Source organism: Hyalangium minutum (assembly GCF_000737315.1).
Classification (GTDB): domain Bacteria; phylum Myxococcota; class Myxococcia; order Myxococcales; family Myxococcaceae; genus Hyalangium; species Hyalangium minutum.
In genome coordinates, this window is the sequence record NZ_JMCB01000003.1 from 38,267 (window position 1) to 62,037 (window position 23,771).

General features: G+C 68.9%; 20 protein-coding genes. 12 read left to right on the forward strand and 8 right to left on the reverse strand.

What is annotated here, in order from left to right:
• On the forward strand, positions 1 to 357 hold the full coding sequence (locus DB31_RS06870) for a hypothetical protein (protein WP_044184247.1): 357 nt from the start codon (positions 1 to 3) through the stop codon (positions 355 to 357).
• An 8-nt stretch (positions 358 to 365) separates the two neighbouring features.
• On the opposite strand, the gene DB31_RS06875 is transcribed toward DB31_RS06870, so the two are convergent.
• From DB31_RS06875 to DB31_RS06895, 5 genes are all read right to left on the reverse strand, one after another.
• On the reverse strand, positions 366 to 656 hold the full coding sequence (locus tag DB31_RS06875) for a hypothetical protein (RefSeq protein WP_044184249.1): 291 nt from the start codon (positions 654 to 656) through the stop codon (positions 366 to 368).
• A gap of 98 nt (positions 657 to 754) precedes the next feature.
• Complete coding sequence (locus tag DB31_RS06880) at positions 755 to 1,798, reverse strand: chemotaxis protein CheB (protein WP_044184252.1); 1,044 nt, start codon at positions 1,796 to 1,798, stop codon at positions 755 to 757.
• A gap of 170 nt (positions 1,799 to 1,968) precedes the next feature.
• The gene (locus DB31_RS06885; RefSeq protein WP_044184258.1) at positions 1,969 to 3,021 is read right to left on the reverse strand and encodes a chemotaxis protein CheB; all 1,053 of its coding nucleotides are present in this window, start codon (positions 3,019 to 3,021) and stop codon (positions 1,969 to 1,971) included.
• 77 nt (positions 3,022 to 3,098) lie between these two features.
• On the reverse strand, positions 3,099 to 4,124 hold the full coding sequence (locus DB31_RS06890; RefSeq protein ID WP_044184260.1) for a chemotaxis protein CheB: 1,026 nt from the start codon (positions 4,122 to 4,124) through the stop codon (positions 3,099 to 3,101).
• Positions 4,125 to 4,217: 93 nt separating this feature from the next.
• On the reverse strand, positions 4,218 to 6,431 hold the full coding sequence (locus DB31_RS06895) for a sensor histidine kinase (protein WP_044184264.1): 2,214 nt from the start codon (positions 6,429 to 6,431) through the stop codon (positions 4,218 to 4,220).
• A gap of 108 nt (positions 6,432 to 6,539) precedes the next feature.
• On the opposite strand from DB31_RS06895, the gene DB31_RS06900 reads away from it, so the two are divergent.
• From DB31_RS06900 to DB31_RS06950, 11 genes are all read left to right on the forward strand, one after another.
• Positions 6,540 to 8,960: a transglycosylase SLT domain-containing protein gene (locus DB31_RS06900; RefSeq protein ID WP_044186087.1), complete on the forward strand. Its 2,421-nt coding sequence runs from the start codon at positions 6,540 to 6,542 to the stop codon at positions 8,958 to 8,960.
• A gap of 33 nt (positions 8,961 to 8,993) precedes the next feature.
• Positions 8,994 to 10,388, forward strand: coding sequence for an L-seryl-tRNA(Sec) selenium transferase (selA, locus tag DB31_RS06905; RefSeq protein WP_044184267.1), 1,395 nt, complete (start codon positions 8,994 to 8,996; stop codon positions 10,386 to 10,388).
• A complete protein-coding gene (locus tag DB31_RS06910; protein WP_044184270.1) occupies positions 10,385 to 10,978 on the forward strand; it encodes an HNH endonuclease in 594 nt (197 codons plus the stop codon). The genes selA and DB31_RS06910 overlap by 4 nt, the downstream gene beginning before the upstream one ends.
• A gap of 142 nt (positions 10,979 to 11,120) precedes the next feature.
• Entirely contained in the window at positions 11,121 to 12,773 is a 1,653-nt protein-coding gene (locus tag DB31_RS06915) for a hypothetical protein (protein WP_157231855.1), read from the forward strand.
• A 51-nt stretch (positions 12,774 to 12,824) separates the two neighbouring features.
• Positions 12,825 to 13,832 (forward strand): P-loop NTPase, encoded by a 1,008-nt coding sequence (locus DB31_RS06920; RefSeq protein ID WP_240486570.1) that lies wholly within the window; start codon positions 12,825 to 12,827, stop codon positions 13,830 to 13,832.
• Positions 13,829 to 15,406 carry a helix-turn-helix domain-containing protein gene (locus DB31_RS06925; protein ID WP_044184273.1) on the forward strand — a complete coding sequence of 526 codons (1,578 nt, stop codon included), beginning with the start codon at positions 13,829 to 13,831 and terminating at the stop codon, positions 15,404 to 15,406. Before DB31_RS06920 ends, DB31_RS06925 begins: the two co-directional genes overlap by 4 nt.
• Positions 15,407 to 15,485: 79 nt before the next feature.
• Positions 15,486 to 15,749 (forward strand): hypothetical protein, encoded by a 264-nt coding sequence (locus tag DB31_RS06930; RefSeq protein ID WP_044184276.1) that lies wholly within the window; start codon positions 15,486 to 15,488, stop codon positions 15,747 to 15,749.
• Positions 15,743 to 16,684, forward strand: a complete 942-nt coding sequence (locus DB31_RS06935; RefSeq protein ID WP_044184280.1) for an RluA family pseudouridine synthase — start codon at positions 15,743 to 15,745, stop codon at positions 16,682 to 16,684. The genes DB31_RS06930 and DB31_RS06935 overlap by 7 nt, the downstream gene beginning before the upstream one ends.
• 150 nt (positions 16,685 to 16,834) lie before the next feature.
• Positions 16,835 to 17,818, forward strand: a complete 984-nt coding sequence (locus DB31_RS06940) for a sensor histidine kinase (RefSeq protein ID WP_052419779.1) — start codon at positions 16,835 to 16,837, stop codon at positions 17,816 to 17,818.
• A 138-nt stretch (positions 17,819 to 17,956) separates the two neighbouring features.
• Positions 17,957 to 20,272, forward strand: a complete 2,316-nt coding sequence (locus DB31_RS06945; protein WP_083968060.1) for a hypothetical protein — start codon at positions 17,957 to 17,959, stop codon at positions 20,270 to 20,272.
• A gap of 119 nt (positions 20,273 to 20,391) precedes the next feature.
• Entirely contained in the window at positions 20,392 to 20,739 is a 348-nt protein-coding gene (locus tag DB31_RS06950) for a hypothetical protein (RefSeq protein ID WP_157231856.1), read from the forward strand.
• Positions 20,740 to 20,784: 45 nt separating this feature from the next.
• On the opposite strand, the gene DB31_RS06955 is transcribed toward DB31_RS06950, so the two are convergent.
• From DB31_RS06955 to DB31_RS06965, 3 genes are all read right to left on the reverse strand, one after another.
• Positions 20,785 to 21,981: a hypothetical protein gene (locus DB31_RS06955; RefSeq protein WP_157231857.1), complete on the reverse strand. Its 1,197-nt coding sequence runs from the start codon at positions 21,979 to 21,981 to the stop codon at positions 20,785 to 20,787.
• Positions 21,982 to 22,050: 69 nt separating this feature from the next.
• Positions 22,051 to 23,028 carry a trypsin-like serine protease gene (locus DB31_RS06960; RefSeq protein WP_044184292.1) on the reverse strand — a complete coding sequence of 326 codons (978 nt, stop codon included), beginning with the start codon at positions 23,026 to 23,028 and terminating at the stop codon, positions 22,051 to 22,053.
• Positions 23,025 to 23,747, reverse strand: a complete 723-nt coding sequence (locus DB31_RS06965) for a trypsin-like serine protease (protein ID WP_169787016.1) — start codon at positions 23,745 to 23,747, stop codon at positions 23,025 to 23,027. Before DB31_RS06965 ends, DB31_RS06960 begins: the two co-directional genes overlap by 4 nt.
• Positions 23,748 to 23,771 lie beyond the last annotated feature (24 nt).

The following is a 23,771-nucleotide window of genomic DNA, read 5'->3' on the forward strand; positions in this document are numbered from 1 at the left end:
ATGTCCACGGACTCCGCCACCCAGCCTGCCGAGCTCACCCCCCGCCAGACGTTCGCCGGCGTCGTTCAACACTCCGCCAGCTTCGTGGCCATCATCGGCATCAGCGTGCTCTTCCTCCCGTGGTTCTCGGGAGTCTGGGCCCTCGGCGCGAGGATCGGCTTCTGGGGGTCGGTGGCCCTCACCGTGCTCGAATGCATCCACGTCGGCGTGTCAGCCCTCGCGACCGTTACGCTCAACGCCGCCGGCAAGCCGCGGCCGGGCGAGAGATGGATGGTGGCCTCCAACGCCGTGCAGATCGCAGGAGCGGCCGCAGGCATCGCCCTGGTCCTCTTCCTGCGCTCCAAGCTCTGGAGCTGAGAGCGCCCTCAACCCGTTTTGCGATGAGAGGCGCTCCGCAGGGGAGGGGACTCCGCCGCCGCCCGGGGCTCTGGCGGCTCCCGGCGCACCGGGGGCTGAGGCTCCGGCGCCGCCACCACCGACAGCGCCGGTTCCTGCGGCGGGTGGAGGAAGAAGCGCACCACGCGATCGAGGTACTCCTCGACGGAGAGCCCTAGCTTCTTGGCGAGCTCGACGGTGTTGCCATCCACGAGCACTTTGCGCGACGGCGTCCCGGGTTTCGGGGCGGCCTGCGGAGCTTGAGGCTTCTGGGATTGCATGGGCATTCCTCTGTCAGGTGATTGACATAGGAATGCAGCAAGCCATGAAGATGGGCTGTACTACTTTCGGGGTACGACTCTGCGGCCGCCTGCTCCTTTCAGCTTCGATGCACGGGCAGCGTAGGAGGTATCGCCCCCGAGAGCGCTCGCATCGCCGAGGCCAGGGCTTCCACCGTGACCGTGGACTCCGCGGCGCCCAGGCGCAGCGCCGCCTGGGGCATGTGAGGGGCGACGCAGCTCTCCGGGGGCTGCACGAACGTGAGCCCGCCCGCCCGGCGGATGGCCAGCAGCCCCGCCGCTCCATCCGAGCCCGTGCCCGTCAGCACCGCCCCCGCCGCCCGGTTGCCATGCGCCCGCGCCAGCGAGGTCAGCAGTGCGTCTCCCATCGCCAACTGCCGCCCGTGGATCAGCTCCACCTGCAGCTCCCCCGTCGGGAGCACCTGCAGCTGGTGCCCGTCCGGTGGCAGGTAGACGTGGCCCGCCTCGGGCTTCGTGCCCGTGCGCGCCACTTGCAGCTCCAGCGCCGAAGCCGCGCTCAGCCACTGGCGCAGCCCCGAGGTGAAGCCCACCGACACGTGCTGGGCGATGAAGAGCGGGTAGGGGAGGCTCGGCGGCAGCAGGGACAGCAACATCGCCAGCGCCGGAGGCCCTCCCGTGGAGGCCACCAGCCCAAAGCCGTGCACCCGCCCGCTGCGCAGCACCGGCGGCGGTGTGGGGTGGCTCAGCCGCGGCTTGCGGCTCCCCAAGGGAACCTCCGCCATGGTCCGGATCGTGTGGATCAACTGCTGGCCGAAGCTCGTCAGGCCCTCCCGGCCCGGCGTGGGCTTGGGCATCACCTCCAGGGCTCCGGCCTGCAGCGCCTTGAAGGACAGCTCCGCGTCCACCGCCCCGGAGATGACGAGGATGCGGCTGGGCGACTCGGCCATGATGCGCTCGGTGGCGTTGATGCCATCCATCCGCGGCATCCGGACATCCAGCGTGACGACGTCTGGGCGGAGCGCCTGCGCCATCGCCACGGCTTCCTTCCCATCGTTCGCGGTGCCCACCACTCGGATGTCCGGGGCCGCCGCCAGCAGTCCGGTGAACATCCGCAGGATCGTGGGCGAGTCGTCCGCGATGAGAACCTGGACTGGCCTATTCATGAGCACCTCGGAGGGCCGTCGAGAGCGCTGCGGAGGGTGAATGAATAGCCTGGATCCACATGGGCGTCCCCCCTACCCAAGTAGAACGATGATCAGGGTCTGGCCGTCGTGACTTCCGTGGCGAAGTGTGAACCGACCACCACTTGAGCGAGGGCACCTGCCGCCGTGTTTCAGTTCCGAACCGCCGGAGTCACGGGCGCCGCGCCCGTGAACGAGCGCATGGCCGCGGCCAGGGCTTCGAGCGACAGCATCTGATCCGTGGCGCCGCTGCGCAGCGCGGCCTCGGGCATTCCCGGGACGACACAGCTCTCGGGGCTCTGCGCGAAGGTCCTCCCGCCCGCCTTGCGGATGGCCAGCAGCCCTGCCGCCCCATCCGAGCCCATGCCCGTGAGCACTGCCCCCGCCGCCCGGTCCCCATAGGCCAACGCCAGCGAGGACAACAGCGTGTCTCCGAGTGAGGCCTTGCCAACGGGGATCGGCTCGACCTGCAGATCCCCCGCGAGTGTGACTTCGAATTGGTGCCCGTCCGGCGGCAGGTACACGTAGCCGGGCTGAGGCCGCACGCCCGTCTGCGCCACCTCGAGCTGCAGCGAGGACGCCGCGCCCAGCCACTGGCACAGGCCCGCGGTGAAGCCCACCGACACGTGCTGGGCAATGAAGATCGGATACGGCAGCTGCGGAGGCAGCAGCGACAGCAGGTGGCAGAGCGCCGGAGGTCCTCCCGTGGAGGCCACCAGCCCAAACCCTGTCACCCGCCCGCCCTGGGGCGCGGGGGCCACCGGGCTCGGAGCCTGCGCGGGGGCCAGCGCCACCTGCCGCTGGCTCACCGGCAGCTCGGCCATGGTCCGGATGATGTGGATCAGCTTCACCCCGAAGTTGGCCAGCCCTTCCAGGTTGGGGCGCGGCTTGGGCATGACCTCCAGCGCCCCGGCCTGCAGCGCCTTGAAGGACATCTCCGCATCCACCGCCCCCGAGATGACGAGGATGCGGCTGGGGGCCTCGGTCATGATGCGCGAGCTGGCCTCGATGCCATCCATCCGCGGCATCCGCACGTCCAGGGTGATGACGTCCGGCTGCAGCGTGCGTGCCAGCTCCAGGGCCTCGGCCCCATCCTTCGCCGTGCCCACCACTTGGATGTCGGCCGCTGACGACAGCAGCGCCGCGTACATCTTCAACATGGTGGGCGAGTCGTCAGCGATGAGGACCCGGATGGTGGAGCTCATGTGTGCACCTCGGAGGCAGGGGCGAGACTGCCCCAGAAACCGGATTCACGCCATGCACAGGTGAGCCCCGAAGCCCGTCAAGCGCCCGAGGACGACATTCCCTCCAGCTGGCGGATGATGGTGGCCAGCGCCTCTGGGGACACCTTCGTCTCCGTGGACTTGTTGCGCAGCGCGGCCTCCGGCATCGACGGCACCAGGCACGTCTCCGGATCCTGGGCGAAGGTGAGCCCGCCCGCGCGCTTGATGGCCATCAGGCCCACCGCGCCCTCCTCGCCCATGCCGCTGAGCACCGCGCCCGCGGCGTGCTGGCCATAGGCTCGGGACAGGGACGCCAGCAGCAGATCCCCCGAGGGGAACGTGGTGCCCGAGGCCTTCTCGATGACGATCTCGCCCTGGAGCCCCACGCGCAGGTGGTGGCCATCCGGGGCCAGGTACACGGTGCCCGGCCGAGGCTGCTCCGAGGCGCGAGCAATCTCCACCGGCAGCGGAGACAGCGAGGACAGCCAGCGGTGCAGGCCCACGGTGAAGCCCGGGGTGATGTGCTGAGCGATGAAGACGGGGTAGGGCAGGCTGCGCGGCAGCAGCCACAGCAGCGAGGCCAGCGCCGTGGGCCCGCCGATGGACGAGAACAGCCCAAAGCCACCGATGCGCCGGCCCGCGGGCAGCGGCGGCGGGTTGGCGTGGCCCTCACGGCGCTTGGTCACCAGCGGCACCTCCGCCAGCAACCGGATGGCCGACAGCAGGCGTACACCAAAGCGCGCCACATCCTCGGGAGAGCCCTGCGGCTTGGCGATCACCTCCAGCGCTCCGGCCTGGAGCGCGCGGAAGGACAGATCCGTGTCCGGGGCGCCGGACACCATGAGGATGCGGCAGGGCGTCTCGGCCATGATGCGCTCGGTGGCGCCCAGGCCATCCATGCCCGGCATCTGCACGTCCAGGGTGATGACGTCCGGCTTGAGGGAGCGCGCCAGGGCCACGGCCTCCTCGCCGTCGCGCGCAGTCCCCACCACGGTCACGTCGGGCTGTGCCGACAGCAGCCGGGTGAGGACCTGGAGCATGGTGGGGGAATCGTCGGTGAGGAGGACTTGGATGGGCTTGCTCATGCGGTTCTCCGGAACTCTTTTCGGGGGAGGAATCTACCCCATGGGTGGGGTCCTCGCCTACGACCTACCATGTAACAGTGTAACCAACATGTATCACCCGGCCTTGCGTTTCTTTTCACGCCGGGGACTGGCCTCAGGGGAAGGTGGCGAAGGGGGCAGGGCCGGCCGAGTCGAGGGGAAGGGCGTACCATCCGTGGGGCCGGTTTCTACCCCCGGTACTTCCGCCGGGAGAGCGGGCAGGCGGATGACGAAGGTGCACCCCTCGCCGGGTTTGCTGTGCACGGCGATGCTCCCCCCGTGATTCTTGACGATGCGCTGGCAGATGGCCAGCCCCAACCCTGTACCCTTTTCCTTCGTGGTGAAGAAGGGCACGAAGATGTGCTGTTGCTGGTCCAACGGAATCCCTGGCCCGGTGTCCGAGACGTGAACCTCGACGAACTCGTTGACGGTGCCGCCGCGGAAGTCTCCGAAGCGGTCCTGCTTCACGGTGCCCACGGTGATGCGCCCGCCCGGAGTCCCAATGGCCTGCACCGCGTTCTGGACCAGGTTGATGAGCACCTGCTTGAGCTGCTCTGCATCTCCGTCCACGCGCGGCGCCGTGAGGTCCAACTGGACGGCCAGCTCGATCTGCTTGGGCACATCGTTCTGGATGAGGCGCATGGTGCGGGTCACCACCTCATTGAGGTCCGTCTGGCCAAAGTTTTGCTTCAGCGGCCGAGCGTAGTCCAGGAACGCCGTCACCACGCCATTGAGGCGGTTGACCTCTTCGACGATGACGCCCAGGAACTCGCCGTCCTCGCCCGGGAGCCGCTTCGGATCCAGGCACTGCGCCGCGCCCTTGATCGCCCCCAGGGGGTTGCGGATCTCGTGCGCCAGGCCCGCCGCCATCTCGCCCAGGGCCGCCAGGCGGTCGCGCTCGCGGATCTTTTCATACAGCTTGGAGTTCTCCAGCACCGTTGCCAGGCGCTCGGCCACCGTGAGGATGAGGGCGATCTCGTCCGAGGCGTAGGCCTCCGGCACGCGCTCGTCCCACAGGTTCAGGAAGCCGATCACCCGATCGTTGCCCACCAGCGGCACGGAGATGCCGGACTTCATCTGCAGCAGCGCGGCGCGCGTGTCCTGCAGGCGCTTGAGCTCGTCCCGGAAGCGCTTGCCCTCGGCCGCGTGCATTCGCAGCGCCGCCAGCCGCGTGTCCACGTTCTCCAGCAGCACCGCCTTCTGCCCCGAGGCCGCCGCCAGCAGCAGGCCGCGCGCCGCCGCCGTGTCCAGGAAGCCCTCGGGCGGAGGGCCGCGTGAGTCCAGCAGCCGGTAGCCCGGACGATCCTCCGCCATCATGTACACGGAGGTATGGGTGACGCGGCCCGTCTCGTGGAGCGCGTCCAGCACCATCCGCGTCACCTCGGAGATGTCGATCACCGTGGCCATGCGCGCCCGGAGGTTCCCGAGCACTCGCAGCAACTCGAAGCGCTCGCGGAAGAAGATGGCCACCACCTGCTCGTCCACCTTCACGCGCAGGGGCTCCATCAGGATGATGGTGACGAAGGCGGCCACCACCGTGTTGAAGACGAAGAGGCTCGCGTTCTCCTTCACCCACACGGTCAACACCGTGAAGACGGCGGCCAGGATGAAGGCCAGCACCGTCTGCGAGGCGATCTTCCCCAGCAGCTCGTGCAGGTCCATCAGCCGCAGCCGCAGCAGCGTCTGGGAGAGGAAGAACAGGTACATCGTGGAGAAGATGGGCCCCAGCGGCGGCAGGGGAATGTCGTAGCGCCGGCCCACGAGGTCCACGGCCGCGAGGACGATGGTGACGCCTGCGCCCAGGGCCAGGTACATCAGCCGCAGCCGCTCGATGCGCGATTGCTGGCTGCGCACCTGGTTGAGCAGCAAGCTCACCGAAGTCAGCAGGGTACCGAGCACCCAGACGCTCACCGCCACGCGCGCCCAGTTCTGCTGCGCCAGCGGCGTCACCGCCACCGCCAGCCCGAACACGCCTGAGAGCAGGGCGAGCCGCCGGCCCTGCATATGGGCCTCTTTGCTGACGCCCAGGAACTCCAGGAAGAAAGAGACGGCTGACAGGGGGACAAGCGAGGCGAACAGGATGGTGGCGCCCACCGCCGTTCTGGACACCCAGCCGGGCTCGGGGAAGATGCCCGCGAAGAACAGCGCCAGGTAGTACCCCGCCACCGTGAGGGCGAAGACGGAATACAGTGTCACCACCCGAGGGCGGCCCGGCCGCAAGAGCATGGCGAGCCCGAGCGCCAGGCCGACGAGGGATGCAAGCAGGGCGCTCTGAGTGCGGATGTCCATGTTCGGGAGAACAGTCTAACCTGTGTCCACGTCCGGAAATTTTTTGAGTGGTCCCAGTTGTCCTCGGGCGTGCCCGAGCACATCCACCAGGGCTCAGTGTCCGCCCCCATGAAATCCGCCCTTTCGCTGATTGCCCTCGTTTCTTTCGCGCAGCTGGCCTCGGCCCAGCCGGTGGCCGATGCCCCGGCCACGGCTCCGCAGCCGCGCACTGACGGCGCGCCGCCCGAGGCGCAGCTGCGTCCCCTCCCGGACACGGAGACGGCACCGCTGCCCCCCGGCTACGTGGAGATCTTCAACCCCGCGTTCCCGCTGCCCGTGGTGATGGCGCCTCCCGCCAAGAAGGAGGAGGCCAAGGCAGAGGTTCCGCGCGGCAAGGCCTACGGGCTGGACGAGCTGACGCCGTACTTCGCCGCGGGCAAGAAGAAGGAGGCCAAGGCCGCCTTCGACAAGGGCTTCTACCTGAAGGCCCGGGAGCTGCTGCAGGACGAGGGCAACTCGGCGCCGGTGCGTTACCTGCGGGCGCTGAGCGCGGTGCGCGCGGGAGATGATGTCCGCGCGGCCAGCGAGATGGCCTCCCTGGCGGAGGACTACCCGGCGCTGCGGGATCGCTGCCTCACGCACGCGGGCATGGCGCTCGAGGATCTGAGCCGCTTCGACGAGGCGGCGAAGCTGCTCGACCAGGTGTCGCAGGACTCGAAGCTGTACGTGGATGCGCGGCTGGCGCTCGGGCGCGTGCTGCGCAAGAAGAAGGACTACGACGGGGCCATGGCCGCGCTCACGCCGCTGGCGGATCGGCCCGCGCCGCTGTTCGGCCGCAACGTGGGTGCCGAGGCGCTCATGGCCATCGCCGACATCGCGGTGGAGAAGAAGGATCGCAAGCGCGAGCAGGAGGCGCTGTGGCGGCTGTGGTCCCTGTACCCGCTCTCGCCGCTGACCAAGCAGGCCGATCGTCGGCTCAAGGGCATCAAGCCCCCGGTGGACGCCCAGGTGGCGCGCGCCGAGCAGCTCATCGAGCTGCACCGCAACAAGCAGGGCCTCACGGTGCTGGAGCCGCTGCTGACTGCGCTGGCGCTGCCGGATCCGCTCGCCTGCCGCGCGCACTTCGCCTACGGCAAGGGCCAGCGCAAGGAGCGCAACCACACGAAGGCCATCTCCGTGCTCACGCCGGTGGTGGACAAGTGCCAGGATGCGGATCTGCTGCCGCGCGCCATGTACGTGCTGGGCTCCTCGCGCTCCATCGTGGACCAGAAGCGTGGCCCGGAGACGTACGAGCGGCTCGCGCGCGAGTTCCCCGGCCACTCCTTCGCGGACGACGCGCTGTTCTACGCCGCTGACCTGTACGTGAAGACGGATCGGCCGGGGCAGGCCCTGGAGCGGCTCCAGGAGCTGGAGAAGAACTATCCGCAGGGCGACTTCCTGGGCGAGGCGCTCTTCAAGGCGTACTGGATTGCACGCACCTCGAAGGTGCCGGACGGCGGGCTGCCCATCCTGGAGCGCATCGAGAAGCGCTTCGCTGACGCGGACGAGACGTACGACGTGGAGCGGGCCCAGTACTGGCGGGCGCGGACATTCCTGGAGCGCGGCAACAGCAAGGACGCCGTGGCCCTCTTCGAGCGGCTCGCGCTGGAGCACCCGGCCACGTACTACGGGCTGATGGCCCGTGCGCAGCTGGGCGAGATGGACAAGGAGCGCTTGGAGAGCATCGGTCCGCAGCTGGTGTTCACCGCGGAGCGTGCCAGCCCGTGGCCTCTGCACACCGGTCCCGCCATGGAGAAGGATCCGCACTTCCTGGCGGCCGTGGAGCTGCTGCGCCTGGGCTTCCCCGAGGCCGTGTCCTCCGAGCTGCTCGCCGTCAACCGCAACGGCCTGCCCACCGAGCCCGTGCGGCTCATCGTTCATCTGCTCTCGATGGCGGGGGACCAGCGCGCGGCGCACGCCGTGGCGCGCGTGTCCCTGCGCAGGGATCTCAGCGGCCGCATCACTCCGGAGACGCGGCCGGTCTGGGAGATCGCCTATCCGAATGCGTACCGCGAGCTGATCGAGAAGCACACGAAGGAGGCCGGGGTGGAGCCGGATCTCCTGCAGGCGCTAATGCGCGAGGAGAGCGCGCTGGACCCCAAGGCCCTGTCGTGGGCGGGAGCGCTGGGGCTCACCCAGCTGATGCCCACCACGGCGAAGGCGGTCGCGCAACAGTTGAAGATCAAGCGCTTCCGCGTGGAGTCCCTGCTGGATCCGGACATGAACATCCGCATCGGCGCGCACCACCTGGGCGAGCTGGTGAAGAAGTTCGGCGGCAACGCGCCGTTCGCGGTGGGCAGCTACAACGCCGGCGCCGGAGCGGTGAACCGCTGGCGCTCCGAGCGCAGGGGCATGCCGCTGGATGCGTGGGTGGAAGAGGTGCCGATCGCGGAGACGCGCGGCTACATCAAGCGCGTGCTGCGCTCCTACAACACCTACCAGCTCCTCTATGGCCGTCCGGCCAAGGCCTCTGCGGTGAAGTCCGCGGGCCTAGTACCGGGGGCTCGCTAGCGCGCGTGGCCCAGGTCTTCTAGACTCGGGCCCGTGGACGCACCGCCCCATAGCGGGGACGGCGGTAAGAACGCGCTCCTTCGCGCTCTGCCGTCCATCGAGCAGTTGCTGCGCCGGCCGTCGTTGGAGCCGCGCCTGGCTGGCTTGCCGCGCGCTCGCGCCGTGGCGGCCCTGCGTCTGGCCGTGGAGCGCGCCCGGACCCGGCTGCTGAGTGGCGGGCCCACTTTCGAGGACGCGGACGTCGACGCGGCCCTCCAAACGTTCTCCACCCCGAACCTGCGTCCGGTGCTTAACGCCACCGGCGTGGTGCTGCACACCAACCTGGGCCGCGCGCCGCTCGCTCCAGAGGCAGTGGCCCGCGTCGCCGCGGTGGCCAAGGGGTACTCCAACCTCGAGTACGATCTCGACGAGGGCGAGCGCGGCAGCCGCTACGCCCCCGTCATCGGCCTGATCACGGAGCTGACGGGCGCCGAGGACGCCATCGTCGTCAACAACTGCGCGGGCGCGGTGTTGCTGGTGCTCGCGGCGCTGGGCTCGGGCAAGGAGTGCATCGTCTCGCGCGGCGAGCTGGTGGAGATCGGCGGCGGCTTCCGCGTGCCGGACGTGATGCGCCAGTCCGGCTGCCGGCTCGTGGAGGTGGGGACCACCAACCGCACCCGCCGCGCGGATTACGAGGCCGCCCTCACGCCCGACACGGGCCTTCTGGTGAAGGTGCACCGCTCCAACTTCGCGGTCGTGGGCTTCACCGAAGGGGCGAGCGTGGCGGAGCTGGCCGCCGTGGGCCGTGCCCGCGGGGTGCCCGTGTTCCAGGATCTGGGCGCCGGCGCGCTGGTGCCGCTGCGCGGCGAGGGGCTCACCGCCGAGCCCACCGTGCGCATGTCCGTGGAGGAGGGCGCCGATGTGGTGGCCTTCTCCGGCGACAAGCTGCTCGGAGGCCCTCAGGCCGGCATCATTGTCGGGCGCAAGCCGCTGCTGGCGCGCATCAAGTCCCACCCGCTCACCCGGGCGCTGCGCGTGGACAAGATGACGGTGGCCGCGCTGGAGGCCACCCTCGAGCTCTACCGGGACGGCCGTCCCGAGGCGGTGCCTGCCTGGCGCCTGCTCTCCCAGCAGCCAGAGGAGCTGCGCGCCCGTGCGGAGCGGCTCCAGACTTTGCTGGCCGCTCGGGGCGTGGCGGCGCGTGTTGCGGCAGTGTCGGGGCAGGTAGGCGGGGGAGCGATGCCGCTGGCCCGGTTGTCTTCCTTTGCGTGCATCCTCAAGGTTGAGGGGCCGGATGTATTCCTGGACCGCCTGCGCGGCGCCGAGGCTCCGGTTATTGGAAGGATCGCGGACGGAGAGGTCGTCCTCGATGTCCGCTGCCTCGCAGAGGAGGAACTCGGACTGGTTGCCGAGGCTGTCGGCACCACCAGACAGGGAAGCCGCCCATGATCGAAAGTGCCGTCCTGGTTCTGAACCGGAACTACCAGCCTGTCCACGTCACTTCCGTCAAGCGCGCCTTCTCCTTGCTGTACCAGGGCGTGGCCAAGGCCATTGACGACCAGTACCGGCTCTACGAGTTCGCCGACTGGGCCGCGCTGAGCGCCACCACCGACTGCATCACCACGGTGAACCGCTCCATCCGCGTGCCCCGCGTGCTGGTGCTCTCTGTCTACGAGTACCTCCCCAAGGGCCGGGTGCGCTTCTCACGTCTCAACATCTACGCGCGCGATCACGACACCTGCCAGTACTGCGGGCGCACCCTGCCTCGCTCGGAGCTGAACCTGGATCACGTGCGGCCTCGCTGTGACGGAGGCAAGACGACGTGGGAGAACGTTGTCTGCTCGTGCGTGCCCTGCAACCTGAGGAAGGGCGGGCGCACCCCGGAGCAAGCAGGGATGAAGCTGCTGCGGAGACCTTTCCGCCCGAAGTGGACGCCGCTGTTCCGCGGAGCCATCCGGCGTGTCACCTACCGTGAGTGGTTGCCCTTCCTGAGGGTAGAGGACGCCTCTTACTGGAACGTGGAGCTGCTGGACGAGTAGCGCGGCCCCGGTCCTCTGGGGCCGAGTGTGGCCGATTTTTCTCCGAGTGGGTCCCCGAGGGGCACGGATGCGTCCGTGCTCCAGACATCCGGGCCGAGGCTCGCCCCCCATGGCGAGCCCTGCGGCAGGGAAGGGGACACACGTGAAACAGAATCGGTTGCTGATGCTGGGCGCGCTCGCGATCGTCTTCAGCCTCGTGGGCTGTGACTGCGGCGGCGGAGATTCGAAGCCTCCCATCGAGGAGCCGGACGGCGGTACCACTCCCTCGGATGGGGGAACGGACATCCCCGACGGAGGCCCCGGCTCGGTGTGCCTGGCGCAGGGGGCGGCGTGCAGCCGGACCTCGGGGGCCCAGTGCTGTAACGGCGTGTGCGGCGCGGACAATGTGTGTCCGGCGCCCAATGAGCTCTGCAAGAGCCCCAACGAGGTCTGCCAGACGGGCGGCGAGTGCTGCACCAATATCTGCTCGAACGGCAAGTGTGCCTCCAACCTGTGCAAGGACGTGGGCCAGGCCTGCGCCACCGCCGAGGACTGCTGCACCAAGACATGCACCGGCGGCACGTGTGCGAACGTCCCCGGCAACGTCTCCAGCTGCAAGGTGCTGGGCCAGGCTTGCGCCTCGGGCGCGGAGTGCTGCTCCACCAACTGCCAGGGCGGCGTGTGCACCCGCGCCTATACCTGCAAGGCCTACGGGGACGTGTGCCTCACGGACGCGGAGTGCTGCGGCCAGTCGTGCTCCTCGCCGGACGGTGTCACGGCGGGCCGCTGCGAGTTCATCACCGGCGGTGGTGGCGGTGGCTGTCGGCAGGACGGCAACCCGTGCTCGGGTGGCTCCGGGTGCTGCTCGCGCACCTGCGTGGATCTGGGCTACGGCGCCACGGTCTGCCAGCCCGTGGGGGGCTGCAAGCTCACGGGTAACGCCTGCAACGCGGCCAATGACTGCTGCGGCGGCGGGACCAACCCCAACGGCTCGGTGACGTGCGCGGGGGGACGGTGCGACAACGGCCAGAGCTGCAACGGCGTGGGCAACATCTGCGGCTCCGGCAAGCTGCCGGATGGTGGCACCACGGACATCAACGCCTCGCAGAACTGCTGCGACGGCCGCAAGAACGTCTGCAAGGTGGACTCCTCGGGCGTGCCCCGCTGCTTCGGCGGCGGCAGTACCCAGTGCCCTACGGGCTACACGGGCACCGCGCCGTGCTGCATCAACGATGGCCAGAACTGCCAGTTCTCCGACCAGTGCTGCGGTGACGCCCTCTGCCTGCCCAACGGCAGCGGCGGGCTGAGCTGCCAGCGGCCCACGTGCTCGCCGGTGGGGGCTCCCTGCACCTCCGAGGCTGGCGGCACCTCGGCCTGCTGCGCGGGCTCCAGCTGCTTGCCGGTGGACGAGCTCAACTTCGCCTGCCAGGCCCCCCGGCCGCCCACCAGCGGCACGGATGGCGGCACCGGCGGGACTCCGGACGCGGGGCCGGCGTGTAAGGCCAACGAGACGGCCTGCACCTCGCCCTCGCAGTGCTGCTCGGGCATCTGCACGGGCGGTCTGTGCAAGCCGCCCGCCCTGTGCCAGCCGCAGAACGGGGCCTGCACCTCGGGGGCGGACTGTTGCCAGGGGCTGCGGTGCGACGTGCCGTCCGGCTCCACGACGGGCACCTGCCAGCCGGGCGCCGCATGCTCGGCCAGCGGCCAGGCGTGCTCGCCCTCGGTGGGCTGCTGCTCCGGCCTCAGCTGCGAGACGGCCTCCGGGACCGCCTGCGACGGCACCTCGGCGTGCCTCTGCATGGTGATCCTCAACTAGTCGTGCCGAGGAGTCGACGCGGAGGGCGGGACGGGTTTTGATGTGGGCGCTTTGAAGCCCGCACCTGTTCCCTCCGCGTCGGTCTCTCCCACTCCTTCACCCATCCCCGGTCCGCCGGGGCTCTCCAAGCGCGCGCGCCCTCGGCGGGTCATCGCCGTGGGCGGCGGCAAGGGGGGCATCGGCAAGACGCTCGTGTCGGCCAACTTGGGCATTGCCCTGGCGCAGGCGGGCATGCGCGTGCTGCTGGTGGACGTCGACCTGGGCGGCGCCAACCTCCACACCTGTCTCGGGGTGGGCCAACCGAACGCGACGCTGTCGGACTTCGTCCGCAGCAGCAAGGTCCAGATCGAGGACATCATCATCCCCACCGGTGTGCCCCAGCTGTCGCTGATCGCGGGCGCCCAGGACGCGCTGGACGCGGCCAACCTCAAGTACGCCCAGAAGCAGAAGCTGCAGCGCGCGCTCATGGCCCAGCAGGTGGACTACCTGCTGCTGGATCTGGGGGCGGGCACCAGCTTCAACACCCTGGATTTCTTCCTGATGGCGGACCACGGCGTGCTGGTGGTGCTGCCCGAGCCCACCGCCGTGGAGAACGCCTACCGCTTCGTCAAGGCGGCCTTCTTCCGCCGGCTGCAACAGGTGGAGGCGCAGTACGGCATCGAAGACCTGGTGGAGAGCGCTCTCACCACGCGCGAGGGGGCCCTGCGCACGCCGCATGACTTCATCGCTCAGGTGCGCCAGCATGATCCCAACGCGGGCGCCCGGCTGGAGCGGGATCTGCAGTCGTTCCGCATCCGCCTGGTGGTGAACCAGGCCCGCACGGACGCGGACATGAACGTGGGCACCGCGGTGGTGTCCGCTTGGAAGAAGTTCTTCGGCCTGGAGATGGATGAGCTGGGAGCCATCCGGTACGACGACGAGGCCTGGCGCGCGGTGCGCAAGCGCAGGCCCATCCTCCTCGAGCGTCCCGACTCGGCCGCCGCCCAGGGACTTCAGCGCATCGCTGCGCGTATCCTGACCCTCGATAGCCCCGGAAGCGCCGGGTTTTCCACGCCATGAAGCCTTTCGAGCAGCAGACCTATTACGAGCTCCTCGAGATCCCCGTCTCCGCGCCGGACGAGGAGATCCGCGCCGCTTACACCCGGGCCCTCGAGACGTACGCGCCTGACTCCGTCGCGGTGTACGCCCTGGTGGATCCTGGCCAGGTCGATGCTTTGCGCGCCCGGCTCACCGAGGCGATGGAGATCCTCACCGAGCCGGACCTCCGCGCCGAGTATGACCGGATGATCGGCGTGAGCCGCGCCGACTCGAGTGCCGTGAAGGCCCTGACCCCCGCGCTGGCCGCGGCTGCTCAGTCCGTCCCGTCCCAGGAGACTTCCCAGCCTCCCGCCGCTCCAGCGCCCGAGGCCGCTCCTGCGGCGCAGACGCCCGCTTCCGCGGTGGTGGCGGCTCCCTCCGCGCCTGAGCCCGCCCCGGCGGCTGCTGCTTCGGCTGCTTCGGCTCCCACTCCCACCGCTTCGTCTGCCCCGGCCTCCACGCCTCCCCAGGCTGAGCCTGTCGCAGCCCCTGCGCCCGCTGCGCCTGCGGTTGCCGCACCCACGCTTGCCGTGCCCGAGGCTCCGTTGGGGATGCCGGGGATCGTCACGCCGAGCCAGGTCCATGCGGCGTTCCGCAGCTATGCCATTTCGTATGTGCCCGTGCTGGTGCCCGCGCCCGCGCTGATCAGCACCGCGGTCGCCTCGCCGTTCGTGGCCTCGGGGCAGGCAGAGGCGGCACCTCCCGCACCGGAGGCACCGGCTGCCGCGCCCGCGGCTCCGGCTCCCGAGGCTGTCGCGGCCCGGGCCGTCGAGCCGGTACCTCCCGCAGCTGCTCCTGCGAGCACGGCCAGCGCAGCACCTCAGAGTGCAACGAGCACTCCCGCCGCCACGTCCGTTGCATCCTCTGAGCCTGCCGCTGTTTCCACACCCGCCCCCGCGCCGGTGGCTGCCTCGCCAGCGCCTGCCCAGGTGCGGGTGAACGACGAGGACGAGGTCTCCGGAGTCCGGGCCCCGCTGCCCGAGCGGAAGGAGACGCCTGCCGCGGCCTCGCAGCCCACAGCCACGCCTCCCGCGCCGCCCGAGCGCCTCACGCGGCCTGTTCCCACGCCGCCGCCGCTGCCTCCCGGAGGCCGCCGCCCCGCGCGCCCGGCCGGCCCACCGACGCCCGTTCCCAGGGCTGACGCAGGGAAGGGGAGCGCGCGTCCGGGCTCGGGTCCGGGCATGGACCTCGAGGAGGCTCAGCAGATCGCCCAGGAGACCGCCATCGCCACGGCGGAGGCGGCGCTCGCCCAGGTGGCCGCCAAGGCGCGTGAGCCGAGGCCCAAGCCCATCGAGCTGCCCCCCAACACCGAGTTCAACGGCGAGGTGCTCCGGCAGGTCCGCGAGAGCCGGGGCCTGTCGCTCTCGCAGCTCGCCGAGCGCACGCGCATCTCCAGCAAGCACCTGGAGAATGTCGAGGCGGACCGCTACACCGCGCTCCCCGCCACCGTGTACCTGCGCGGCATCCTCATGAACATCGCCCGCGAGCTCGGGTTGGATCCGCTCAAGGTCTCCCGGAGCTATCTGACTCTGGCCGCAGGGCCGAAGAAGAAGTAGTCGGCGCACAACGGCAGGCGTGGTAGGACTTGCCGTTAAAGTTGACTGGCCGCATTTCCGTCCCTATGAAAGAAGCGCAATGACAGAGGAAGAAAAGGTCAAAGCGATGCGGCTCGCCCGCGCCATTGCCTCGGACATCTCGCTCTACAACGAGCAGAAGATCATCAAGGGCATTGAGCAGGACAACCTCTTCGAGGTCCTCAAGGACGAGCTCGACGAGGGGCGTGAGCTCTACAAGAGCCGCGTGAGCGCCGAGATCTTCACGAAGACGAACTTCTTCGAGCGGGCCATCAACGACATCGTCCTGCGCTCCAAGGCGCACGTGAAGTCGAAGATTTGGTAGCTCCCGAAGCGCGCGAGCACCAGGCCCCGCCCGAGGCCCGTGGCGAGCGGCTGGATCAGCACCTCGCGCGCGCCCATCCCGATCTCACCCGGTCCCGTCTCCAGGGGCTCATCGAGGCGGGCCACGTCCAGGTGGACGGCCGGCCCGCGAAGGCCTCGCTGCGGCTGCGCGGCGGTGAGCGGCTCTCCCTCCACATCCCCGCGCCCGTGGCGGCCGTGCCGGTGGCCGAAGCGCTGCCGATCGACGTGCTCCACGAGGATCGGGATCTCGTCGTGGTGAACAAGGCGGCGGGCATGGTGGTGCACCCGGGGGCGGGGCACGCCTCGGGGACGCTGGTCAACGCGCTGCTGCACCGGGTGAAGGATCTGGCCGGAGTGGGCGGCGAGCTGCGGCCGGGCATCGTCCACCGGCTCGACAAGGACACCACGGGGTGCCTCGTGGTGGCGAAGAACGAGCGGACGCTCGTGGCGCTGCAGAAGGCCTTCAAGACGCGCGCGGTGGAGAAGACGTACCTGGCGCTGGTACACGGCCACCCCAAGCCCGAGGGCCGCATCGAGACGCTGTACGGGCGCCACCCGGTGCACCGGCAGAAGTTCACCGGCAAAGTCAAAGAGGGCAAGCCCGCGATCACGGTGTACCGGACGCGCGAGCTCTTCGAGGGCGCCGCGCTCGTCGAGGTGGACCTGCTGACGGGCCGCACGCACCAGATCCGCGTGCACCTGGCCGAGGCGGCGCATCCGCTCTTGTGCGATGCGTTGTACGGCGCCGGGCGCAAGGCGAAGGGGCCAGTGCTCGAGGCCCAGGAGGCGCTGGGGCGCCAGGCGCTGCACGCGTGGCGGCTCGCGTTCACGCACCCGCGGACGGGCAAGGCGCTGAAGCTGGAGGCGCCGCTGCCCGCGGACTTCGAAGCAGCAATCGCGCGTCTCCGCAATTGAACTCCAGGGCAGGGTGCGTGCTCGCGCGGCGCGTCACTCACCCCGGGGGAGGAAGGGAGCGTCTCCCCCCAACTATCGGGTCCACATTCACTCCTCGTAAGATTCGCGTGGGCTTCGGAGCTGACGTCGGGCGCCCAGAGATCTCAAGACATGTCGCTCAAGACGCGATGGCTTGCGAGCATGTGGGGGGTGATTTTGGGAGGGATCGTCATCACGACGATCGCGAGCTCCAGCCTCAGCATCATCGGCCTTGGGCTGCTGTTGCTGCCGCTGCTGGGGTTCATCGTCTGGAGGCTCGTCAATGACATGGTGCGTGAGCTGACGGAGACTCAGCGGCGGCTCGCCTATTCGGAGAAGATGGCCGCGGTCAGCCAGCTCGCCGCGGGCGTGGGACACGAGATCAACAACCCCATCACCTATGTCTCCGCCAATCTCGGCTTCGCCACGGAGATCCTCGCCGAGCTGAGCGGTACCTCCCGGACTGCGGACTCCCCGCCGCTGCCTCCCGAGGTGGCCGAGCAGCTCCGCGAAGTCTCCGAGGCCCTGCGGGAGGCGCAGGATGGGGCCCAGCGCGTGGCCCGCATCGTGAGGGATCTGCGCACCTTCGCTCAGCCCGGCAATGCGGCGGGGCAGCTGGTGGAGATCCGCTCCATCATCGAGTCCGCGCTGAAGCTCGCCTCCAACCCCCTCCTGCTCCGGGCGCGTGTCTTCTGTGACTTCCAGGTGGAGATCCGGGTGAGGGCCCCCGAGGCGCGGTTGGTCCAGGTCTTCATGAACCTGCTCGTCAATGCGGCACAGGCCATTCCTCCTGGGCACGTCGAGGAGAACGAGGTCCGCGTCACCACGTCCCTGGGGACCGAGGGCTTCATCGTGGTGGAGGTGAGTGACACGGGGCAGGGCATGCCTCCCGAGGTGCTCAAGCGGTTGTTCGAGCCCTTCTTCACCACCAAGCCGGTGGGGCAGGGCACGGGCCTGGGGCTGTCCATCTGCCGGAACGTCATCGAGGGGATGGGGGGCACCCTGACGGTGCGTAGCACCGTGGGGAAGGGCAGCGCCTTCCGGATCACCTTGCCCGAGGCGGGGCCTCTGGGCGCGCAGTTCCCTCAGGACGCGGGGGCGGCTCTGCGCGGGTGAGCAGGGGCCGTGCGTTCCATGTTGGTGCACCTCGCCTCAATCTGGAGCGAGCAGGAGATCCAAACTGGACGGGAATTCCCTCGGTTCCGAGCGGCTCCCGTCTGAAACGGTGCAGGCACGCGGCTCGCATGGGTGGGGATGAACCCCCAACGAGCAGGTGTCCGCGTGCCTCCGCCGAACAACAGCAGCGAAGCCATCCAGCGCATCTCCCTGAAGAACCGCGAGTACGCGTACATCGAGGACGCCAACCGCGGTGTGGTGCTGGTGGAGATCGGCCCCAAGGTGCTCACGCTGGAGGCCCACCTCACCCTGGTGACCAAGAGCCGGATGATCGAGCTGGGCACCGGCAGCTGGTGCGTGGTGCGCAACCCGGTGGTGCGCGAGGAGGGCAAGGTCTCGTTGGACGACTTTGGCCAGGCCCGTATCGCCGTGGGCGATCGCGAGGTCCGCGTCGGTCCTCAGGTGTTCCCGCTGTACCCCGGTGAAGAGCTCGAGGGCGAGATCACCCCCGAGTACGTGCTGGGAGTCTATGACGCGCTCCGGCTGCGCGCGCTCACGGCGTTCATGGATGAGCGGACCCCGGGTGGGCCGCGCCGCCGCGAGGCCGGTGACGAGTGGCTCGTGCGAGGCCCTGGCCGCTACGTCCCGAGCGCCGCAGTGATGGTGGTCTCCACCGAGAAGGCTCGCGTCCTGAAGGAGACCGAGTACTGCATCGTGCTCAACCCCGTGGATCGAACCACTGGGAAGATCCAGGAGGGCCGCCGCAAGGTCATCTCAGGCCCGGACGTGTTCTTCCTGGAGCCGGGCGAGCAGCTCGAGGGCGACGTCCGTCGCAAGCACGTGCTCTCGGAGATGCAGGGGCTGAAGCTCCAGGCGCTCGATGACTTCTCCGAGCCGGAGGAGGGCGGCGAGCCCCGGCTGCGCAAGGCGGGTGACACGTGGATCGTCCGTGGCCCGCGCACCTACGTGCCGAACGAGAAGGTCGTCATCCAGAAGGAGATCGTCGCGCTGTCGCTTGGCCAGGGCGAGGGCCTCTACGTGAGGGATCTGCGCTCCGGCAAGGTGTCGCTGGTCCAGGGGCCGTGCCAGTTCATGCCCGAGGCCCACCAGGAGCTGCACGAGAAGCGGCTCTCGCCGGATGCCGAGGCGCTGCTGGGCCTGGCGCCGCCCGCGCAGGCGCCGCACCTGGCCGCCGTGGAGGGCAAGGAGGGCAAGGCGCCGCCGCGTCCGTCCGCCAGCGCTTCGGATCGGGTGGACCGTACGCGCGCCATCGTGCTGCGCATCGAGGACAACACCTCGGTGCTCATCAACGACTTCGAGACCAACCACGCCCGGGTGGAGTTCGGCCCCGCGAAGGTGATGCTGCGCCCCTACGAGGACGTGACGGTGCTCGACTTGTCCGGCGGGACGCCCAAGCGCCCGCGGCAGCTCAAGGTGCTCATGCTGCGCCTGGGGCCTGACTTCGCCACGGACCTGTTCGAGGTGGCCACGCGGGACCACGCGCGCCTGCGCATCAAGCTCTCGTACAAGTGGCAGTTCGACGTGGAGGGGGACTCAGAGAAGGACAAGGCCATCTTCCGGGTGAACGACTTCATCGGCTACGTGTGCGAGAACCTCGCGTCGCGCATCCGCCAGGTGGCGGCGGAGAACGACTTCGAGACGTTCCACAAGAACGCGAGCGTGCTGATCCGCCGTGCCATCTTCGGGGTGGATGAGGCGGGCAAGGCGCGCAAGGACCGCCTGTTCAGCGAGAACAAGCTGCGCATCATCGACATCGACATCAAGGACATCGCCCCGGTCGATGACAAGACGGCGCTCAAGCTGCGCGAGGCCATCGACACCAACATCCAGATCCAGCTGGATGCGTCGAAGCAGGAGGCGCAGGCAGCGGCCGAGCTGAAGCGCATCCGCAGCGAGGAGGAGAAGCAACTGGCGGATATCTCCAGCCACCGGAAGTCGGAGGCGGAGCGCCAGTCGCTCATCGAGCTGCAGAACAAGAACCATCAGCTGGCCACGCTGAGCCACGCGAAGGTGGAGGCCGAGGCGCAGCTGGAGAAGGCGCGCGTGGAGAGCGAGGAGGCATTGGCCCGAGCCGAGGCCGAGGCCCGCGCGTCCCGCATCCGCACCGAGGCGGAGCTCGAGCGCGAGCGGATGATGTCGGAGGTGACGCTGGAGCGGCAGAAGAAGCTGAATGATCTCGAGGTGGATCGTCAGGCGCGGCTGGCGGCGGTGGAGGCTGATCAGTTCCGCCAGCGGGTCGAGGCGCTCGGGGGCGGAGAGAACTTCGTCAAGGCGGTGGCCGCGCAGGCACAGGCGGCGGTGGTGGGCGGCCTGGACAAGGTCGTCTTCCTGCCGAGCGGCTCGAACCTGAACCTGTTCGACTCCATGCAGGGGCTGCTCGGCCCTGGAGGCAAGAACGGGGTGACGGGCGACAAGAACACCGGCACCCACTGAGGTTTTGAGCACAGTGTGGGGCGGGCTTCTTCCCTCCATTGGACAGAAGTCCGCCCCTCGGCTTGTCGCAGGCCCAGCACTCGGTGCATTCAGAACGCATGGCCATCGCAGAGGTGCACATGAGGCTGGGGAAGTTGCTCGGCAGCATCGATGAGGTGCTGGGCACCCCCAAGGTGGATATTCGCTCGATTGAGCGGCTCATCGATCAGGCGCGCTGGGCGAAGCTCTACATCGACTTCGAGCTGGCGTTTAAGCCCTACCGCGACGTCCTGGATGCGGACTGGGGCACGCGCAAGTTCGTGTCGGAGACCTCGGCGCGCCAGATGTTCGAGGAGTTCCGCACCCGGCTGGGCGACGTGGCGGCGGAGACCGCGGGCCATGTGCCGCTGCGCAACCTCCGGGCTCGTGTCGAAGGCGTCCTCAACGTTGCCCAGCAGTGGTGGGGAACACTGGCCCATCCTTCTTGATGCGTGGGGCCTCTGCTCCGGTGTTGCGCCGGGAGGAGGCAGGGGTCAGCGGTGCAGATGGGACTCGGTCTGCTCCAGGTGGCGGCGGGCCTGGGTGAGGGCCCGCTCCGCGACGGCGGCCTGCTCATCGGCGCGCTCGGCTTCTTCGGTCTGAGCGCGCTCGGCCTCCTCGGCGTTCTGGAGTTCTTCGCGGGCCTGACGGGCCAGATCCTCGGCGGCTTCGAGCGCCTCGCGTGCGCGGTGGACTTGGGTCTCGGCAGTCTCGAGGACCCGGCGAGCCTGGAGGGTCTGGGCCTTCATGGTCCGCAGTGCCGCCTGGGCGCGTACCAGGTTGTGGCGTGCGTTCTTCTCGGCCAGGGTGGCCTCGTCCGCGCTTTGCTTGGCCTCCCGGCGGAGCTGACGCAGCTCCACATCGCGCTGGCGCCGGGTCTCGGCCTCCGCTTCTTTATGGGCCTTGCGCTTCTGAGCGGGAGACTCAGCCGGGACGGCATGCGGCTTCGGACTCGGCATGGTCCGGACCGGGATTTGTTCCTCTTCCTCCCGAGGCGCCCAAGGGCCTCGCAGCACCTTGGCGTCCGCGCGATGAGGCGTGGGGGCAGGGCGTGCCGGGGTTTTCTCGGGACGGCGGCTGGGCGGTGGCTTTGGAGGCTTGGGGGCGGGGCGTTCCGGAGCAGGGCCGACGAGCATGAGCGGGGAGAGTGACCCGAAGCCGGAGCTGCGGAGCGGCTGGGTCAAGGTGCCCCGGGCGAGGATGGCGCGCTCCTCGGCCGTGCCCAGCGCGGCAGCGCGCAGGGTCTCTTCGACCTGGCGGATGAGATCTCCCGTGGCGTCACGGCCCAGCGCACTCAGCGAGGCGTTGACGTCCTTCATCAAGACTTCGAGCGACTGTTGAAAGGTGCGGTTGGCATCCTTGAGCTGATCGGTGGCCAGCCCGGACATGGCGCGGCGGTGGGCCAGCTCCAGCGCATGGGCAGAGGAGAGGAACTGATCCATGTGCTCTGGCTGTCCCTGGGCCAGCCGGTTGACGATCCACGCGGGGACAACGGGGCGCTTGAGCTTCTTGATCGCCTGGGCTTCCTGGGTGTGACCCTCGGCGGTGAGCGCCTTGGCGAGCGCATCCCGTGTGCGGGTGAACTGATCCAGGGGCAGGGCGTACAGGGCGCGTTGCCGGGCGGCGATCTCCGCCTCGGAGCTTCCTTGCTTGCCCCGCGAACCGGGAGGCGTTTTCGAGCGAGACGCCACGGGTTCAAGGTGCGATCCGGCGGCGCGAAACGGCAAGTACCTGACTTCCTGGAGCGCCATGCCTGCTAATCAGTCAGCAGGCTTCGTCGAGGCTGCTTTCCGGGCCAGTTCGAGCTGCTCGCGGATCCACTCTCTGTAGAAGTAGGTGCTTGTGTACTCGGAGAACTCGACAGGGGCGCGATAGCTCGTCTTCGCGATCCCGACGAGCTCCAAGGCGTCGCCGTTCTCGCGGAGGCACGGGCCTCCACTGTCTCCAGCCAGTGCGTACGAGGCGGTCTCCCGCATCAGGAGCGGCTCTCCCTCGGAGAAGGTGGGCGGAATGAGCAAGGGCTTCGCGATGCGAAAGGTCTTGCCGTCCGTCTCTTCCAGAGATGCGACCTCATTGGTGCCTATCCGGCGAGCACCGCCATCCTCAGCATTGGGTCTCGTGACACCGTAGCCCACGCTGATCACGGGTTCTGAGACACGGACCTTGGTGCGAGAGAGAGGAACGGCACGGAGTCCGCCAACGAGCGGTCGATCCAGGACAATGACTGCGAGGTCCGCATTGCTGGAGAGTTCCCGGCTGTCCGACTCACGGGCGTAACGGATCTTGAGCTCCGGATGAGGACGAACCCGCCCAGTGTGCGAGATGACATCTGCTGGCCACTGCAGGTCCTCTCGCAGGATGCTTCTCTGCTCTTCTGAGAGGGGCCTGTAGCGGACGGTCGTCACAGTGGCGGTCTTGGCGCACTGGGATGCATCAACGACGAAGGTCCCTGCGTCTTCGGGAGTGGTCCCTGCATGGGAGGCGCACACGCAGTGACCAGCCGTGAGAATGAGCTGAGCATGGGTGAGCACCCCGCTGCACGTTTTGAAGGCTACGCCTTTCCTGCTATCGAAGGTCGCGGTGACCCTGACGGTCGAGGCGTAGCGGTTCGAGGCATCCAGGACACTCTCCGAGACAATGGAGTAGCCACCGCTGGTCTGCTGCACCGCACCAGGACCCGCACAGCCGATGAGGGCTGTGAGCGGGAGCCAGATAAGGCATCTTGTGAAAGGGCTCATGGGACCTGACCTTCAGCGGTGTGCCTGAGTTCACTCCGCACCCACGCTTGATATCCGTGGATGCTCGTGCAGGCTGCGCCCCTTCCCAGGTTCCTGCTGGAGACTCCGACGAGGAGGGAATGGCCCGAGTCTTCGCGCAGGCAGGGGCCGCCGCTGTCGCCCTTGTAGAGGTGTCCAGACGGTTGCCTCACCAGGATCCTTGAGTCGCCAGCCACGGGAGGTCTCGTGGCCGTGTTTCTGCTGAACCGGCGGTTTTGATCATAACGATCATAGATCTCATCGTAGGCCTGCCCGGCGATGATGAGGGTCTCGGGAGGTTGAGCCTCCGTGCGTGCCATAAGGACAGGGGAGATCGCTTCTTCCACGGGACTTTCCAAGTGAATCATCGCAAGGTCCGCGACGCTGGAGACAACTTCTCCGTGGTCATTCAGGAGCACGCGGAACGCCGGGTGGGGATGGACCACTCCCAGGTAGAGCGCGCTGCTGGAACTGGCTTCATCCTCCAGGCCTGGGACGGGGGTGTAGAGGATCGTCGAGACGGCCGCCCTCTGGGCGCAGTTCGAAGCATCCATGAGGGAGGCGGACTGCGGGGCGCATAGGCAGTGCGCAGCTGTCAGGACAGCCCGGCGGTCCACCAGCACGCCGCTGCATCGCTTCGACTGCTCGCCGAGACGGGCGCCGACCACCACCGCCGAGGCGTAGCGGTTCTCCTTGTCCAACTTGCCCGCGAGCAGGAGCCGATC